Below are 17019 nucleotides of genomic sequence, written 5' to 3'. Positions count from 1 at the left end.
TGCGGGGCCCGGATCGCGCCGGATGTCGTCCGGCGCCGCGACGGTTCGAGTGCGCGAGGTGACGACCGGAAAGCGGGATGGAGAAGGGAGGGGCGATCCGCGCGTTATCCCGCGTGCGGCCCCTCGACCGTCAGCCGGCACACGGTCGCGAGCGCGAGCGCGAGCAGGTTCGGGTCGCGTTCGCGCCGGTGCAGGAAGCTCAGGCCGATCGTCTGGCGGATCGTCGGCGCGGCGAGCGGACCAGCACGATCTTGTGCGCGAACAGGTCGCGCACGCGGCCGGGCGGCAGTTCGGGGCGGCGCTCCTTCAGCGCGATCACGACCTCGGGCACGGTGCGGATCGTCAGCGAATACAGCGAGCCGATCTGGCTGGGCGCTCGGCGTCGCGGGCTCGGTGATGGCCGTCGCCTGGGTCGTGACGGGGGCGCTCACGAACCTGCTGCCGGTATTCGGCGAGATCGGGCTGCCGCTGAGCGGTGGCGCGGGCTTCCTGCTCGGCTTCGTGATGATGGTGTGCTACGGGCGCAGGCAGGCCGGGGCGCGCGCGGCCGCGCTGTCGTAGACGGCTGCGCGCAGGTTGGCCCGATCCTGTCGGACGTGGTCCTGCGGGCCGCTGTCGCGCGAAGCCGCGCGGCCCGACACTGGCGCCTCGCGGTCACGGCAGGCCCGCCCAGGGCGGCAACCAGCCGAGGCGCCGCGGCGGCGGCGCCGGCCTTGCCGGACCGCCGTTCCGTTCGATGTGCCAACCTGGAGTAGAGAGCGACCCATGCAACATCCGACCATCCGTACCCTGGCCGGCGCGAGCGCGCCGACGTCGATCGACGCTGCCCGCACGGCGCTGCTGGTGATCGATTTCCAGAACGAATATTTCAGCGGCCGCCTGCCGATTCCGGAGGGGCCGCGCGCGCTGGGCAATGCGCAGCGCGTGATCGCGTTTGCCGATCGCGCGGGCATCCCGGTGTTCCACATCCAGCATGTCGGCGCGACCGACGGCCCGCTGTTCGCCGACGGCAGCGACGGCTTCCGTTTTCATGCGGACCTGCAGCCGGCACCGCACCACGCGGTCGTGAAGAAGACGTCGGTGAGCGTGTTTCCGACGACGGACATCGACGCGCGCCTGAAGGCGGCCAGCATCGACACGCTGATCGTCACCGGGCTGATGACGCATGCGTGCGTCGCCGGCGCGGCGCGCGATGCGGTGCCGCTCGGCTATGCGGTGATCGTCGTCGACGACGCGTGCGCGACGCGCGACCTCGACGTTGCGGACGGCGGCACGGTGCCGCACCGCGACCTCCATCGCGCGACGCTGGCCGCGCTGTCGGACACGTTCGGCGACGTGCTGACGACCGAGCAGGTGCTAGCGCTCGGCATCGCCTGACACCTGCGCGGCCGTTCAGGCCTGCGTCCGTCGGGGAATCGGCATTCCGCGTCTCCGCGGGGCTGACGCGCCGCTGGCGCCGGGTGAGTCAGATACCAGGACCGGGCCGGGCGGCAGTCTGTCATCGTGTTGGGGACAAGCCGCGACAAAGGGGGAAGGCGGGGAAGGCCGCCGCGATCCCGGGATCCCCGTCGGCGCATGCGTCGTCTTCGGTCACGCACCACGCGAACAGCCCGGCGCGGTTCGCGACGCCGCGCTTTGCGTGTGCGCGCGTTGTTGCGCAGGGGGCAACGTATGCAGGGCGATTGGGGCATGAGGGGCGCGATCCACCGTGATCGGGGCAGGCGTGAGCGGCTGCCGTCCCGGCCGGTTCGGGCGATGCCGGTTGGCCGCCGCACATGCCGGCTCGTCGTCCCGTCGCCGAACGGCGCCGGGCCGTCCGCCATACGGCTTTGTGCCGACCGGGCGCCGGCGTGGACGACTGCCTATCGCCAGGTGCCGTCGACGTAGACCCAAACCGGCCCCTGGCGCCGCCAGTAGCCGGGCACCCACCGACGCCCCGGGCGCCGCGCGACCCAGCGGCCGGACACCCATATATAGTGGCCGCGCTGCCAGCGCCAGTAGCCGTCGGTCCAGACATAGCCGCGCGGCCGCGGCGGCGGCGGCCGGCGATCGTGCCGCGGTGCCGGCGGCGCGAAGCCCGGGCGATCGGGATAAGGCGGCCTGCCGGGCCCGTGGTTCGGTCCGGGCGGCCGGTACCCGGGCGGTACGGGCTGGGCCGCGACGGTACGCAGCCAGCCGCCGGTGCCGACGAGGGCGGCGGTCAGTCCGATGGCGCGCAACAACGAGCGTCGATTCATGGCGGGTCCTCTAATATGTAATCGGGTCTGCCTGACGTTAGCCTGCCAGTCCCGCGGCCGGGTTACGCGGGCCGTTAAGGCTGTTACCGCATGTCACGAGGGCCCTGCTGGTTGCCGGCTGCCGGCTGCTGGCTGGGCCAAGTCTCCCGTTGCAGCAGGTGCCGGCGGCGAATGGGGCCGGCTACGGCCGCGCCGCCATATGTTTACCGTTCGATCGCCGCGTTTTAGGCGGCCAGGCCCGGTATTTGAGATCAATTTGGGTAAAAATTACCGTTTTCTGAGGGTTTCGCCGATTCCGTTTGTTGTTTCTATGCAACCGTCAAGACGATGACATGAAAGAATGGTGGGATGAAGGCCTCCAAAAAGAGGCCGTCAAGAGGTCAAAAAAAGGCGTTAAAACAAATACTTATAACTCGTCCCCACTTTCATTATTTCTAGTTCTGGAAAAGCTTATTTCTTTATTTGCAGATCGCGCCCCTAGGGTACACCCCTAAACTCACGGTTCCCAAACGGGCAACTATCCGGGCGCGGCCAGAAGGACAGATGGCGTTCCCGGGCGGTTGCAGACCGTTTATGAACAAGGTCGCGAGACCTGCCTCTTTTTAGAAGGGAGCTCCACGAATGAACAAGACTCTGATCGTTGCAGCAGCTGCAGCATCGTTCGCTACCGTCGCTCACGCGCAAAGCAGCGTCACGCTGTACGGCGTGCTGGACGCAGGCATCACCTACCAAAGCAACGTCCAGAACGCAGCCGGCCAAGGCAAGTCGCTGTGGTCGATGGGTTCGGGCATTGACCAGAGCCGCTTCGGCCTGCGTGGTTCGGAAGACCTCGGTGGCGGCCTGAAGGCGATCTTCACGTTGGAGAGCGGCTTCAACATCGGCAATGGCAAGTTCGCGAACAACAACGGCATGTTCAACCGCCAGGCTTTCGTCGGCCTGTCGAGCCAGTACGGCACGGTTACGCTGGGTAAGCAGTACGACTCCGTCCAGGACTACCTGGCACCGCTGACCGCAACGGGCTCGTGGGGCGGTACGTACTTCGCTCACCCGTTCAACAACGACAACCTGAGCACGAACGGCGGCTACTCGGCTAACAACACGATCAAGTTCGCAAGCGCGAACTACGCTGGCCTGCAATTCGGCGGCACGTACTCGTTCTCGAACAGCACGAACTTCGGCAACAACCGTGCTTACAGCGGCGGCGTGTCGTACCAGTACCAAGGCCTGAAGCTGGGTGCAGCTTACTCGCAAGCGAACAACCCGAACAACAGCAGCACGGGTGCAGTTGACTCGTCGTCGGCGCTGTTCAACGGCCAAGGCCGCCTGCGCACGTACGGCGCGGCTGCTGCATACGCATTCGGCCCGGCGCAAGTTGGCGCAGCATGGACGCAATCGCGTATCGACAACCAAGCTAACGGCGCGGCAACGTTCCACGCTGACAACTACGAAGTCAACGCAAAGTACAACCTGACGCCGGCTCTGGGCCTGGGCGCAGCGTACACGTACACGAACGCGAAGGTTGCTGGCGAAAGCACGCACTGGAACCAGTTCGGCCTGCAAGCTGACTACTCGCTGTCGAAGCGCACCGACGTCTACGCACAAGCTGTGTACCAGCGCGCTGCGAAGAACGGCGTTGGCGCATCGATCTACAACGGCGACGTCAACACGCTGCCGAGCTCGTCGATCAACCAAACCGCAGCAACGGTTGGTCTGCGTCACCGCTTCTAAGCGTGACGGCTGGGTAACCAGCTTCGCAGTATCGAAAAAGGCGCCTTCGGGCGCCTTTTTTTCGCCTGTCGATGATGGCGACGAAGGCCGCGACGACGATGCGTATCGTCCGGGCGCAAAAAAGCGAGGCTCAGCGCCTCGCTTTTTGTCTGTGTGGCAGGTGAGCTGCAGGCGTCAGCGCGTGTATTCGCCGTTGGCTTCCGGCTGGAACACGATCGCCGCGACCTTCATGAGCTTTTCGGCGCCGCTCGGCTGCAGCACCTTCACCAGTTGACCGCGTTGCGTGCCCAGCAGGGCCATCCCGACCGGCGAGAACACGTTCAGGCGTCCGAGTTCGAGATTGGCGGCATCCGGATAAACAATCGTCCAGGTGGCTTGTTCCTGGGTCGTTTCGTCGAGCAGCGTGATTTGCGAGTTCATCGTGACGACGTTCGCCTTGATGGCATCGGGCTGGACGATGTCGGCGCGCTCGAGCAGCGTATCGAGCATCGTCTGGAAGCGCGGGTTGTGTTCGGCGTGCTTCTCGAGGCGAGCAACGTCGAGTTCGGTCAACTGGTAAAGGCGTTGTTTCATGGCAGTTCTCCAAATGATCGGCTTGGGGCAGGCGTGGCGTGCGTATGGGGATCGCCCGGAGCCTGTCTGACCTGGCTCCGGGAGGAGACCGTGCCGTCAGATCAGGCGCCGGGCAGGGGCGAGCGGCGCCTGGGCCGTGCGTCGAACGCAGGGGTGCGCCGGATGGCCGGCGCGCGCGCGCACGCCGGCGGGGCCGGACGGCGAAACCGAAAGGGGCGTGGGCGCGTGCATGGTGGATAGGGTATCGACAGGCGAATAAAACCTTACGATTTTACAACACAACCTTCCGGATCGGCGATTCGGCTGTTGGCCTTTCGTCAGGAATTGTTGTGAAAATGGTTTAAGTGATAGCAATCTCGTGCAGCGAAAGCGGTCGATATTTTCCAAAAACGCAACGCTGTATGTTCAAACCAAGGGTTTCCCCTTGGTATTGCGAGCACTACACTTGATCCATCGCTTCAGACAGTCCCGCCGGGAGCGACGCCAAAAGAGAACATATTTCGGAGGTCCATCATGAAGTCGATCATCTACGCAGCGATCGCTGCATCCGTCCTTGCCGCCCCGATCGCATCGTTCGCACAGTCCGAGCAGGGCTTGACCCGCGACCAGGTCCGGGCCGACCTCGTGCAACTCGAACAGAACGGCTACAAGCCGCTCGCGAGCGATTCGCAATATCCGCAGAACATCCAGGCCGCGGAACAACGGATCCAGCCGAATCAGCCGATGCTCGCACAAGCCGATACGAGCGGCTACGGTGCGGTGGCGACGGGCGCAGGCCAGTCGGGCCGCCGCATGACGCATGAAGCCCCGAATCCCGTGAATTCCGTCTACTTCGGCAACTGAACATCCCCGGGTCTGCCCGAGCACCGCATGTGACCGACGGGACGCGCGCCACTCGCGCGCGTCTGCGTCAGCAGAGCAGAACCTCCGTCGCCGCATTCCGGCGGCTTTTCCGCCCAGACGCTCGCGCGTTTGGGCCTTTTTTGCTGGGGTGGGTCACGCGGACGTGACCGCCGGGGTGCCGTGGATATAGTGTTCGAGCTGGCTGATCGTGAATTGCTGGTCGGCAATCACGCTCTTCACGAGGTCACCGATCGAGATCAGGCCGATCAGCTTGCCGTCTTGGAGGACGGGCAGGTGGCGCATCCGGTGCTCGGTCATCAGCGCCATGCACTCGTCGGTGGATTGCGAGGGTTCGACGTAGCGCACCTTGGCCGTCATGATTTCCTCGACGCGGGTGGCCTTCGACGAGCGGTCCTGCAGCACGATCTTGCGCGCGTAGTCGCGCTCGGTGACGATGCCGGCGATGTCGTCGCCGTCCATGACCAGCAGTGCGCCGATGCCTTTCTCCGCCATCAGCTTGATGGCGTCGTAGACGAAATCGGCTTTCGTGACGGTGTAGATCGTGCGGCCGGAATCCGGCTTGGCTTTGAGAATTTGCGCGACAGTCGTGCTCATTTGCTTTCTCCGTGTGCGGGACGATGCAGGGAAGGCAGGGCGTGATGCGCGGCACCCGACGGGCCCAGTATAGCCGGGCCGGCTGAGGCAGTCGCGTGACGTTGTCAGATTAGCGGTAAACTCCGGTCACGCACTATCCACACAACTCCTACATTCCTGATCGTTTCGACTGAATTCATGATGTCTTCGCGTCCCCAATCGCCCACGCCGGGCAATGGCCAGGTCGACGAGTGCGTGACGCTCGTCGCCACCGCGTCGCTGCCCACGCGCTACGGTACGTTCACGTCGTACGCTTTCCGCGTATCGGGCAGCGATGCCGAACATCTCGCGCTCGTGATGGGTGACGTCACCGGTGAGCAGTCCGTGCTGACGCGGCTGCATTCCGAGTGCCTGACCGGCGACGTGTTCGGCTCCTACCGCTGCGACTGCGGCGAGCAGCTCGATCTCGCGCTGCGCTACATCGCGGCGGAAGACCGCGGCGTGCTGCTGTATCTGCGCGGCCACGAAGGGCGCGGCATCGGCCTGAGCAACAAGATCCGCGCCTACGCGCTGCAGGAGCAGGGGCGCGATACCGTCGAGGCCAATCTCGACCTCGGCCTGCCCGACGATGCCCGCGAATACGACTCGGCCGCCGCGATCCTGAGGATCCTCGGCGTGACGTCGGTGCGCTTGATGAGCAACAACCCGAAGAAGTTCGACACGCTCGTGAAGCACGGCATTCCCGTCTGCGAACGCGTGGCGCTCGCGGTGCCCGTGCGCGAGGAAAACGAGCGTTATATCCGGACCAAGCAGGTGAAGTTCGGGCATTACTTCGAAGAGAACGAATAGTCGAAATTTCGGCTTTGTCCGAGGTGGTCTGAATTGATCCGTTGATGTCTTTAAGCCATTGAATGTTAATGGAAATTCAGGGCTTCTCGTCGCCTTCGTCGTGGCATCAACGCTTGTCTCTGCTTAGCTAAACTTGCTGCGTCGGCGTAGGTTTCTGTGGCGTTGTACAGAAAACCTACGCCGCGTATGCTTCTCTCAGGAAAAACCTACGCTGCGGAAAGTGCGCTTGGATGCACGCGTCGCGGCCAGACTGCCGAGCGGCGAGCACATGACCTTTAAGGGGTTTCCGGGACTCCGCCTGCAGGCTTCGATGAGTCGCAAGTCGTGGACGTATCGCTACAAGTCGCCGGTCGACGGCCGCATGTGACAGGTGAAGCTCGGCGAGTGGGCCGCGATGGCATTTGCTGCAGCGATCTCTGCGTGGGAAAAGTGAGCTTGCCCCCGAAAAACGAATCCCTTGCTGAGTGTTTAAACTCAAGCAAGAGGCGTCACGAAGATGAGCAAGACGAAGCGGGCGCGCTACACGCTCGAATTCAAGCTCGAAGCGGTTCCGCTGGCTAATTGGCTGCGCGAGCTGCGGAAAGTGGCGGCGATCAAGGGTAGCTATCGGTCTGGTATGCCTCAGGTGTGGTAATGCAGGTTAAACTCCGCGCCGCTTCGCATAACAGATAACAGCCCATGCAATGCGTACGAGTTTGTTTGCCAGTGCGCAGACTGCAATGTGCGCATGCCGGCGTTCGGCAAGTCGGATGAGCCAGCGCAGGATCGGATCGTTGCGTGCTTGTCTTTCCACACCCGTAGCGCGCGGGCGCCCTGTACGAACAGGCGACGCAGATAACTGTTTCCCCGCTTTGTAATGCCTGGCAAACGTGGCTGGCTGCCGGTTGTATGCTGTTGTGGCACCAGCCCTACCCAGGCGGCGAGATCGCGTGCTCGCCTGAACGTTGATGCATTGCGACTGCGGAGACGATCGCGGTCGACAGCAGGACACCTACACCCGGAATAGTTTGAAGGCGCCGGCAACGGTCACTCTCGCGTGCGAGACGTTTGAGCCGGTCGTTCATCTGTTCAATGGTTGCTTCCGTGCGGTTCCACATGTCGAGTAGCATGTGTCCAAGATCGCGCATCGTGGGAGTTAAGCCGGAGTCTTCCTTCTCGAGCAGGGAGGGCAACACGGTGCGGAGCGCGTAGAACCCCGGTGCAATCTCGATACCCCGATCTAGCAGCAGTCCCCGAATCTGGTTGGTCAATGCCAGGCGCTGCTGGAGCAGGCGTTCGCGGGTGCGATGCAGCGCGTGAACATCCATCTGCTCCTCTGACTTGAGTGGCACAAACCGCATCGTCGGAAGTCGGACGGCTTCGGAAATAGCCTGAGCGCCGTTAAAGTCATTCTTCTGCGATTTGACGAACGGCTTGACGTACTGTGCCGGTAGAAGCTTGACGTCGTGCCCGAAGCTCTGAAATTTGCGGGCCAGATACTGCGAGCCACAGCATGTTTCGATACCGACAAGGCACGGTGGATGTTGTGCCATCAGCTGCAGGAGTTGATGGCGCCCCCAACTTCTCGCCCAGCACGACTTTGCCAGCAGCGTCGCAGCCGACGACGTGGAACCAGCGCTTGCCGAGATCGATTCCTAACGTGACCGAGTTCATGGCAGCCATCCATGGATGGTAGCGCCACTACGTTAAAAGAAGCGGGTGGACCATACCATTAGTTGCAGATGCACTGTTCGACGGGAGACGTCTTCGGACACTGAACGTCGACGACGACTACACACCGGAATGCCTGGCTTCACACCATCGCGCGACCGTGCTCGAGGTTGATGTCAGTCGTGCAACTTGCACAGCCCAATTAGATGCACATCTCGTAAACCCTACGGCGTCTTTGCGAAAAGTTGCCTTGACACAAAATGTATATGAGTTCACATTCATAAATGCAGCGAGACTGCATGTCGAGGACGGTTGGAGACCTTGCCTCGACCTCAAAATTCTTACGAAAGGAGACAGAATGAGGTGCCAGCAACAACATCCCATTGTTTCAACTTCAAGCTGTCCGCGCACGGCATTGTCACGTGCTGCGAGGGCTGTCGACGCGTTTCTGGGAGTTCAGCGGGCGATGAGGGCTGCCGGCAGCTGTGAAATTTCCATGAGGAATGCAAATCAAATAGCAACCTCTTTATTGGCGTGCTCCAAGAACGTCCTCGGCCAAAATGAAAGAGCATGAGGGGATGATGAACCGAAAAACTGGCCGCCTGGTCTTTCTACTGTCGCTGGCAACAGCGATCTCGTACACCGACAGACAGCTTATCCCCGTGCTGGCGGGCAGCATCAAGTTGGAGTTGCATCTCAGCGATACGCAATTGGCAATATTGCTAGGACCAGCATTTGCAGTCTTCTACACGCTGTTCGGTTTGCCGATCGGGGCGCTGGTGGACCGATGGGGGCGACGTCCGATGATCCTGGCTGGAGTCCTGTGCTGGAGTTTGGCAACAGTAAGTACGGGGTTCTGCTTCGCATTTTGGCAAATTCTTTTAGCACGCATCCTCGTTGCTGTGGGTGAGTCGACTGTACACCCATGCGGAGTGTCGGTTTTATCCGAGCAGGTGGCTCGCGATCGACGAGGTCGTGCCTTTGCGTTTTTTGCGATTGGTGTTCCGGTCGGCATTGGTCTTGCCTTGATGTTGGGAAGTTTTCTTAATCGCGTTCTGGGAGAAGTTGGTTGGGTCCAGGCTAGTGGCCTTGCTCCCTGGCGATGGGCATTTGTGTTCGTGGGCTTGGCAGGGGGGGCAATCCTTGTCTGGGCGCTGATCAGAATGTTCCCGGCAGATAAAAACAGTGCCAATTCGGTAGTCATTGGAGCTGATTCGGAAAATCATTCGAGTTTCATAAATTATATTAAAAAACATCCGAAATTTTATGTATGCGCCTTCCTGGGATTTGGCTTCATGGCCATGGCCATGCAATCCGTGGTCCATTGGTTGCCGATGGCATTGATGAGAAACAAGGGGCAATCTTTAGCGCACGTTGGAGCGTTGCTCGGGCCCATGACGATGATCGGTTCATCTGTCGGCATGTTCCTGGTGGGTTGGTGCTGTGACCGTGCGCGTGCGGCCGGAGTTCGGGCGCCAGGGATCGTCATAGCCATTTGTGTTACTTGCCTCATGATGTTGGCTGGCATTCCGGCTCTTTTGCTGTCCGGGGGAGGGATGTGGGTATGTATAGCTCTGATGCAGAGCATCATGCTGTCATGGTCAGCCGCGGCAAATGTAGCGATTACCGACGAAACGCCGCCGAAGATGCGGGCACGGGCCTCTGCGCTATGTAGCCTGGTTGTTAGCATAATGGGACTCGGAATAGGTGTTTTCATTCCGGGATTCATATCCGATCATTTTGCAATGTTCGCAGGCCGTCTCGATTTGGTGCTTGTCACTGTATTGATGATCGCTGCTCCACTTGCAATCTTCTCACTGTCAATCTGCGCACGAACGCGTCCTAGCACGTCCAGATCGGGTGTCATGCTGGAAGCAGAGTCTCAAAGCACATGAAAGGTGTATTTGATCCTCAAAACGCGGCGTTGGATGGTGAATGCATGAGCGCTGCATGGGATTGAGCGCATTACGGATTCCCGTTCAATCGGGTGGTCTAAACTGAGAATACTAGGAGTTTTGATGAGTGAGTCGCTGACAGGGCAACTGAAGATTGCTAAAGAGGCTGTCAAGGGTAAAGGGGTGGTTGTTGCCCAGAACTGCAAGGCAGCCGAGGTGGGGGCCGAAATCCTGCGCAAGGGCGGCAATGCCTTCGATGCGGCAGTCGCAACGGGTATGGCGATCGGCGCTCTTGAGCCGTGGATGAGCGGTATTGGCGGCGTCGGCTTCATGACCATCTGGAGCGCCAAGGACAAGCGCGCCTACACGGTCGACTATGGACCGATCTCGGCCAAAAAGCTCGACGTCTCGAACTACAGGATCGTCGGTCCTGGTCCCGCCAGCCCATTCGCCTGGCCCGACATCATTGACCAGAACAACGAAGTCGGTTACCACTCGATTGCAGTGCCCGGCATGGTCGCGGGTCTCAGCATGGCGCTCGAGCGGTTCGGCACGATGAAATGGAAGGACGTGCTGGCTCCCGCCGTCGCTCTGGCCGAGCGCGGCATGGAGCTCGACTGGTACATGCAGTTGATGATCGCCAACGGCGCGGAACGTTTGTCGAAATTCCCTGCCTCCAAGGCTAACTACCTCTGCGATGATGGTCGCGTGCCTACCAATGACTTGCAGGGCACCAGGCGCTATATCAAGCTCGGCAATCTTGGTGAAACGATGCGTCGGTTGGCCGAAGGTGGTCCGCGCGAATTTTACGAAGGCTCGCTGGCACGCGACATCGTCGCCGATCTGCAGGCGGGCGGCTCGGCCATTTCATACGAAGATTTGAAGAACTACGAAGCACGTATCGTCGACCCGCTGTCGTTCGAGCACAACGGTATGACGTTCAACGCTGCCAGCGGTCTCACAGCTGGTCCGACGCTGAAGCGGGCCGTCGAACTCGCGGCAGGCGGTACCAAGGGCAATGGGGCCCCTGGGGCGGATTTCTTCGTCGCCATCGCTGAGAGTATGCACACCGCCTACCAGGAGCGCCTCAAGACGCTGGGCGACAAACCCGGGAACACTTGCACCACGCATTTCTGTGCAGCCGACTCGGAGGGCAACATGGTCGCGTTGACCCAGACGCTGATGTCACTGTTCGGGTCCTGCGTGATGCTGCCCAAGACTGGCATTACGATGAACAACGGCATGCTGTGGTTCGACCCGGAAGCCGACCGGCCGAACTCGATTGCAGCGGGCAAGCGTCCCCTGAGCAACATGTGTCCGGTGGTCGTGGTCAAGGACGGTGAGCCGTGGTTCTGCATCGGTGCGTCGGGTGGAAGACGTATCGTCTCGGCGGTGGCGCAGATTGCCTTGATGATGACCGATCGCGGTCTCGATGTGACAACCGCGTTTCACCAACCGCGCATCGACGTCTCCGGTGTTGGCCCGATTCGGGTCAACCGTGACCTGCCCGACGCGGTAAAAGCGGCGATTGCGGATAAGCTGCCGATCACGGAAGTGGCGAACCAGATTTCGCCGCTCGGTTTTGCCAATCCGTCCTGCATTGTTCGCGACGCTAGGACCGGCGAACTGACGGGCATGAACGAGGTGATGTCGCCATGGGCTGGCGGCGCGGCGCAGTAAAATTTATGTAATTTCCTATGCTTTAGTATTAATAGTGATGGTTTAGACGCGCTCACCCCATAGAGCTAATCCAAGCGTGTCCGCGGTCCGTCATGCCGTTAGCTGACAATGGGGCGAGCCCAGCAATCTGATTTATAACGAATCGATAGGAATCAGAATCTATTTGACATCTCCTGATTACGATGAAAAACTGGTTCGACCAGAGTTCCATGCCGCCGTGCTTCTGCCATCGATCGTTTTATAGATCCGCAGTTCGGTCGGTTTAAGCAATGATGAGAGGAAGTGTCGCTTCATCCGACGCATGGGAAGAAGCCAAAAATAATACAGAACTCAAGCGGCAGAAATGGCGACCTTCCTCGGAGTGTCGATTCGAAGCGAGGCCATAGAATCATTAGTATGCCTTATTTAATAAATACTCCGATTCATGATTGGCAGTTTGTAGTGGGAGAGGTCGATGGGAAGTGCGGGGAGGTCACTGAGAACCATGGTTCGGGATTGGCTGGCACCTGCCGTTGAGAGCGGGGTTAGCGTCAGCCACGTTGGGCGCTCCGTATTCGGACGTTACGTTTGCGTCGTCGCGGATAACGGAGCAGGGCCAAAGGAGATGTTGTTTTTTCGCCATCGGGACGGGAAATGGTACGTTTTCCCTCCAGATCCAGAGAGACCATTTATGCGGTTCCCGGAATTGTATTGAATGCGGAACCTTGAGGCAAAGGCGGGGACTTTGGGTCGAGGTTTTTTGTCATCGAAACGCTGCGCACGAACCAGCGCTTTTCTGCTGGCAACAATGTGTCGGTTCACGGTACATTGCTTCATGACTTTGGTCGAGGGTATAGCTGCTCGAACTTCGGTGCAGTGAAATTCGGCACGCCGAAGCCATAGCTGGAGATCTTATTGAGCAAATGCCATGGATATATGGCCCATGGCGGCGCAGTACCAGCAAGGACCAAAGATAAGACTACAGTCTCGGGGATTGATCGATCTCATGGCCCCATTAACGCGACACTTTTCACCTTGGGGCTTTCCGCAGCGTGAATGTGCAACGACGCTCAGGTAAACGCCGCGATCGCCGTATATATCGAGTGAGCGATTTTAATTCGCAATCCTACTAAGTCGTTGACATGTTCTCTTCGATTCGAACCCGCATTTTCGCAACGAGTGTTGCGCTTGTGGTTGTTGCCCTCGTCGCGAGCACGCTGACCAATTATCTGATCGTGAGGTTACGCAATGATGAAGCGATCGAACGCAACTTGACGGCGGTCGCGGATGCCCATGCCATCGCGATCGGCGACTGGGTCACATCGAGGACCCGGATGATTGAATCGCTCCGCGATGCGGCGCTCTCTCAGGATCCTACGCCGGCGCTCAGGCAGATCGCCGCCGCCGGCGGCTTCGCTAACGTGGGAGTTGGCTATCCGGACAAGAGCGCAAAGTTCAGCGATCTGGCTCCTCCCCCGGCCGATTACGATCCGACGAAGCGGCCATGGTACGTGCAGGCTGCACAGGCAGGCCGACCCGTAATTACCCCGCTGATTGGCACCGCCGGACACCTGCTCGTCGCATTTTCGGTGCCGCTCCTGCGTGATGGCATGGTCAAGGCGGTCATTACGGGCACCGTCTCGATGGACAGTGTTGTCGAAAACGTAAAGTCAATCCATCCGACGCCGGCGAGCTTTGGGATGTTGATCGATGGTAGTGGTCGGATCGTCGCGCATCCGGATCCCAAGTTGGTCTTCAAACCTGTTGTTGAGGCGTCGCCGGAGATGGGTGCCATCACGCCCGCTTCACTTGCTACTGCGAGCGCACCGATGAAGGTGCGCCTTGGTGGCGATTCGAAGCTGCTGCGTGCGTGCCCGGTTCCGGGCAGCGACTGGTACGTAATCATTGCGCTCGACGAGGCGGAAGCGACAGCAGGTATGCGCTCAATGCTGACCGCGTCGCTTGTCACCTTCCTCGTGCTGGTCGGCATCGCTTCCCTGAGCATTGGTGCGCTCACGACAACAGCTTTTCGTCGATTATTGCAGGTTCACCATGCGATGACGCTGGTCGGCTCCGGCACGGGGAATCTGACACAGCGGTTGCCCGCCGATGGGCGCGATGAAGTCGCGGGCATCGCGCGCTCGTTCAACAGCTTTGTCGACATGCTGGAGCATCTGATACGTCAGATCTGCGAAACCAGTGAATCGGTACGCACTGCGGCGAACGAGATCACCGCAGGTAACCGGGACCTGTCATCCCGCACACAGTTGGCGGCGGCAAGCCTGCAGCGGACTGCCGCGTCGATGGAGGAAATCACGGCAACGGCCGGCCAGGCGGTCGCCGCAGCCCGGCAGGCCGACGGGTGCGCTGCGGCAGCGTCAGAGATTGCGTCGCAAGGCGGCGTAGTCGTATCGGATGTGGTCGCGACGATGGAGCGGATTGAACAGGCATCAGGACGGATCGGCGCCATCATCGGCGTAATCGACGGCATCGCGTTCCAGACCAACATCCTTGCACTGAATGCCGCCGTCGAGGCAGCACGCGCAGGCGAGCAGGGCCGTGGTTTCGCGGTGGTTGCCCAGGAGGTACGCAGCCTCGCGCAACGCAGTGCGCAGGCCGCCCATGAAGTAAAGGAACTGGTCGAGTCTACGGTTACGCGCATTGCGGACGGCTCGGGCAAGGTGCACCGGGCTGGCGAGACGATGCTGGAGATCGTCGCCAATGTTGCGAACGTGACGACAATCATTTCCGAGATCACGGATGCCGCAAATGAGCAGACGCGCGGCATTCACGAGGTCAGTCGCGCAGTCACGCAGCTTGATGAGATGGTGCAGCAGAACGCCGCACTCGTTGAGCAGTCGACGGCCGCGGCTGCCACATTACAGATGCAGGCAAATTCACTCGCTGATACTGTTGGAAAGTTTAAGATATCCTAATAGATGCTTTACCTCTGACTGCTGCCTGACACCATCCGAGCCGATTGTTGGTTACTCGATCATCCCGGTATCGTCTATATCGTGGGTGCGATTCGCAGTTTTCACCAGTCCGGAACAAGCGCTTCAATCGACCGAAAATCGCGTGATGCCACCACAGCCATCGCAGTCGGATTCGAGACACGCAAGTGCTGGAAGCGGGACGCCTGGCGAATCTCTTTTCTCGAGCTTGGAGATGCCGGGCCGACGCTTTGAGTGCGTATGTCGCGAACGTCGTTGAAATGATGCGCGTGATCGAGCATTCAGAATGCACATCGGAGGAGAGGGCGGGGATGGAGTGTTGAGGTGTCCGGGCTAGCTTGACGGCTGGCCCGAACGTGCGGGATGAGAATGCCCAAAGCCCAGGGCTACTGGTTGGCATCGGCAGCTTCAGCGGGAAAAGGTCAGATTTCCCTAATGTTCGGTTTGAACGGTGTAACGTGAGCTTGGGGGCGCAATCCGCTTTTGCTGAATGCGTGATGCGCCCGGCACTCAATGTCTATCTTAGAACTTGTGGCGAATGGCGACGCGGACCGCGGTTTGAAAGTCGGTACTCGACGGACCGCCATAGGCAGCCTGTGCCTGAGCACCGAAGGCGTGATCGTGCGCCAGCGCGCCAACGATGTAGACGTCCGTGCGCTTGGACAGGAAGTAGTCAGCGCTGAGCGTGAACTGGTTCGCGCTTCCAAGATTGTTGTTGCGGTGTTGATACTGGAAGCCGGTGCCCAACGAGACCGTTGGGACGATCATATACGCCAGTCCACCTTCGTATGTCGTTGCGCGCTGCCGCTCACCGCTCGACAACTGGACGTCAGTGACCAGCGCGAACACGCGTACCTTGCCGATGTTGTATGCAGCGCCTCCGGCGAATTCACGCTTGTTTGCCGTGGCAGTTGCATTATGGATTGACATATACGCGAGCGATGCGCTGAATGGACCGCCGTTGTAGCTCATCACAAAGTTGCTCGAGCTATTGGTGCCCATGGAGCCGGCCACATTGCCGAAACCATACATTGCTCCAAACGAAAACCCTGCATACGTGGGTGATAGATATTTGACACTGTTATTGACGCCAACCCCCCAAACGCGGTTATCGAGCACATTTCCGCCCGCCGCATAGGATGGCAAGCTCCATGCGAGGACGCCGGCCGGCGTGTTGGCGCCTATCGCATATGCGGGAAGGACGTCTCCGATGAGGTCGTACTGCCGACCGAGAGTCAGTGTCCCCCAGTTGCTCTTTAGACCGATAAAAGCCTGCCTTCCAAATGCGAGGCCGCCCTGTCCCAATTTTCCTGTGCCGATGTCATAGCCGCTTTCCAGCACGAAGACAGTCTGCAGACCGCCGCCAAGATCTTCCGTTCCCTTCATCCCCCAACGGTTGCCCTGTGCAGAACCAGAAATGAACTGGGCTGCGGCACCGTGACCGGACGAGGTGACGACGTTGTTCGTGTAGGTGATACCGGCATCCATCAGCCCGTACAGAGTCACGGAAGATTGCGCGAACGCTGTACCGCTGAAAGAGATGGCTACGACCAGAAGCGATCTTTTCATTTAGGTCTCCAAACCTATGATCTTGTGAAAAATTAGAAAATCTTGTCGGGAAATTCGTTAGATTTCCTTGTTCGACTGCTGCGCTCAGACGACGTACCCCTTTGCACAAGGATTCCTTGCACAAGAGCTGACAGTCTGAAAGCTTCGCTGCGAGTAATATGAATATGAATGCATATTCATATATAACGATATATGTTCTCAAAATTCTGGGCAACGACTTTCCGCCAAAACATCGTAGTGGTATACGCGATATCGGCCCTGATTCGCCGGCTCGCGGTCTCGATGGAAATACAATAAGTTATCCATAGTAATCGGGCGAAACGCGTCGTTGACCTGGGTAGGCAAGGCGCGATGTAAGAGGTGCTCCGCGACGTGCTGCTGGATTGGTGATCATGCCCGGTTGGGTAGCGTGAGCCAGCTGCAGGAGCGGCTCAAAGTCCGGCGCTTTCGGCATTTGTTGGACCAACA

The 17019-nt window shown here is 59.8% G+C and carries 15 protein-coding genes and 2 pseudogenes; 10 read left to right on the top strand and 7 right to left on the bottom strand.

The window, feature by feature from the left end; translation table 11 throughout:
* Positions 1 to 199: 199 nt before the first annotated feature.
* Positions 200 to 331: a hypothetical protein gene (locus tag DIE21_RS38080; protein ID WP_260432584.1), complete on the bottom strand. Its 132-nt coding sequence runs from the start codon at positions 329 to 331 to the stop codon at positions 200 to 202.
* An 8-nt stretch (positions 332 to 339) separates the two neighbouring features.
* Between DIE21_RS38080 and DIE21_RS34100 the strand changes: the two are divergent.
* Positions 340 to 561, top strand: a pseudogene (locus tag DIE21_RS34100) (MFS transporter); the annotation flags it as partial.
* Between the two features lie 204 nt (positions 562 to 765).
* On the top strand, positions 766 to 1377 hold the full coding sequence (locus tag DIE21_RS34095; RefSeq protein ID WP_124501762.1) for a cysteine hydrolase family protein: 612 nt from the start codon (positions 766 to 768) through the stop codon (positions 1375 to 1377).
* A gap of 485 nt (positions 1378 to 1862) precedes the next feature.
* On the opposite strand, the gene DIE21_RS34085 is transcribed toward DIE21_RS34095, so the two are convergent.
* Positions 1863 to 2237, bottom strand: coding sequence for a YXWGXW repeat-containing protein (locus DIE21_RS34085; RefSeq protein WP_124501760.1), 375 nt, complete (start codon positions 2235 to 2237; stop codon positions 1863 to 1865).
* A gap of 621 nt (positions 2238 to 2858) precedes the next feature.
* Here DIE21_RS34085 and DIE21_RS34075 point away from each other — a divergent pair.
* Positions 2859 to 3965 carry a porin gene (locus DIE21_RS34075; protein ID WP_124501758.1) on the top strand — a complete coding sequence of 369 codons (1107 nt, stop codon included), beginning with the start codon at positions 2859 to 2861 and terminating at the stop codon, positions 3963 to 3965.
* A gap of 174 nt (positions 3966 to 4139) precedes the next feature.
* On the opposite strand, the gene DIE21_RS34070 is transcribed toward DIE21_RS34075, so the two are convergent.
* Positions 4140 to 4538 (bottom strand): GreA/GreB family elongation factor, encoded by a 399-nt coding sequence (locus DIE21_RS34070; protein ID WP_124501757.1) that lies wholly within the window; start codon positions 4536 to 4538, stop codon positions 4140 to 4142.
* Positions 4539 to 5051: 513 nt separating this feature from the next.
* Here DIE21_RS34070 and DIE21_RS34060 point away from each other — a divergent pair.
* A complete protein-coding gene (locus tag DIE21_RS34060; RefSeq protein WP_124501755.1) occupies positions 5052 to 5381 on the top strand; it encodes a DUF4148 domain-containing protein in 330 nt (109 codons plus the stop codon).
* A 153-nt stretch (positions 5382 to 5534) separates the two neighbouring features.
* Here the strand turns inward: DIE21_RS34060 and DIE21_RS34055 are convergent, their stop codons facing one another.
* On the bottom strand, positions 5535 to 5996 hold the full coding sequence (locus DIE21_RS34055) for a CBS domain-containing protein (RefSeq protein WP_124501754.1): 462 nt from the start codon (positions 5994 to 5996) through the stop codon (positions 5535 to 5537).
* 177 nt (positions 5997 to 6173) lie between these two features.
* Here DIE21_RS34055 and ribA point away from each other — a divergent pair, with 177 nt between their 5' ends.
* From ribA to DIE21_RS37445, 3 genes and pseudogenes are all read left to right on the top strand, one after another.
* Positions 6174 to 6824 carry a GTP cyclohydrolase II gene (gene ribA / locus DIE21_RS34050; RefSeq protein WP_057929382.1) on the top strand — a complete coding sequence of 217 codons (651 nt, stop codon included), beginning with the start codon at positions 6174 to 6176 and terminating at the stop codon, positions 6822 to 6824.
* Positions 6825 to 7044: 220 nt separating this feature from the next.
* Positions 7045 to 7254: pseudogene (locus DIE21_RS38075) on the top strand (alpha/beta hydrolase); the annotation flags it as partial.
* Positions 7255 to 7320: 66 nt separating this feature from the next.
* A complete protein-coding gene (locus DIE21_RS37445) occupies positions 7321 to 7458 on the top strand; it encodes a hypothetical protein (protein WP_185642902.1) in 138 nt (45 codons plus the stop codon).
* Here the strand turns inward: DIE21_RS37445 and DIE21_RS38360 are convergent.
* Together DIE21_RS38360 and DIE21_RS34035 are read right to left on the bottom strand one after the other, a co-directional pair.
* Positions 7446 to 7727 (bottom strand): transposase, encoded by a 282-nt coding sequence (locus DIE21_RS38360; RefSeq protein WP_409364670.1) that lies wholly within the window; start codon positions 7725 to 7727, stop codon positions 7446 to 7448. The two genes, DIE21_RS37445 and DIE21_RS38360, sit on opposite strands and share 13 nt — an antisense overlap.
* A gap of 5 nt (positions 7728 to 7732) precedes the next feature.
* Complete coding sequence (locus DIE21_RS34035) at positions 7733 to 8356, bottom strand: IS110 family transposase (protein ID WP_124501752.1); 624 nt, start codon at positions 8354 to 8356, stop codon at positions 7733 to 7735.
* Positions 8357 to 9055: 699 nt separating this feature from the next.
* On the opposite strand from DIE21_RS34035, the gene DIE21_RS34025 reads away from it, so the two are divergent.
* From DIE21_RS34025 to DIE21_RS34010, 3 genes are all read left to right on the top strand, one after another.
* Positions 9056 to 10369, top strand: coding sequence for an MFS transporter (locus DIE21_RS34025; protein ID WP_185642900.1), 1314 nt, complete (start codon positions 9056 to 9058; stop codon positions 10367 to 10369).
* Between the two features lie 123 nt (positions 10370 to 10492).
* Positions 10493 to 12049, top strand: coding sequence for a gamma-glutamyltransferase family protein (locus DIE21_RS34020; protein WP_124501750.1), 1557 nt, complete (start codon positions 10493 to 10495; stop codon positions 12047 to 12049).
* A gap of 1121 nt (positions 12050 to 13170) precedes the next feature.
* Entirely contained in the window at positions 13171 to 14964 is a 1794-nt protein-coding gene (locus DIE21_RS34010) for a methyl-accepting chemotaxis protein (protein ID WP_124501748.1), read from the top strand.
* Between the two features lie 540 nt (positions 14965 to 15504).
* Here the strand turns inward: DIE21_RS34010 and DIE21_RS34005 are convergent.
* Positions 15505 to 16551, bottom strand: a complete 1047-nt coding sequence (locus DIE21_RS34005) for a porin (RefSeq protein ID WP_124501747.1) — start codon at positions 16549 to 16551, stop codon at positions 15505 to 15507.
* Positions 16552 to 17019 lie beyond the last annotated feature (468 nt).

The organism is Burkholderia sp. Bp9140, assembly GCF_003853425.1.
In the GTDB taxonomy this organism is placed as follows: domain Bacteria; phylum Pseudomonadota; class Gammaproteobacteria; order Burkholderiales; family Burkholderiaceae; genus Burkholderia.
The sequence above is the reverse complement of the archived record's forward strand: the minus strand, read 5'-3'. Positions and strand labels throughout refer to the sequence as shown.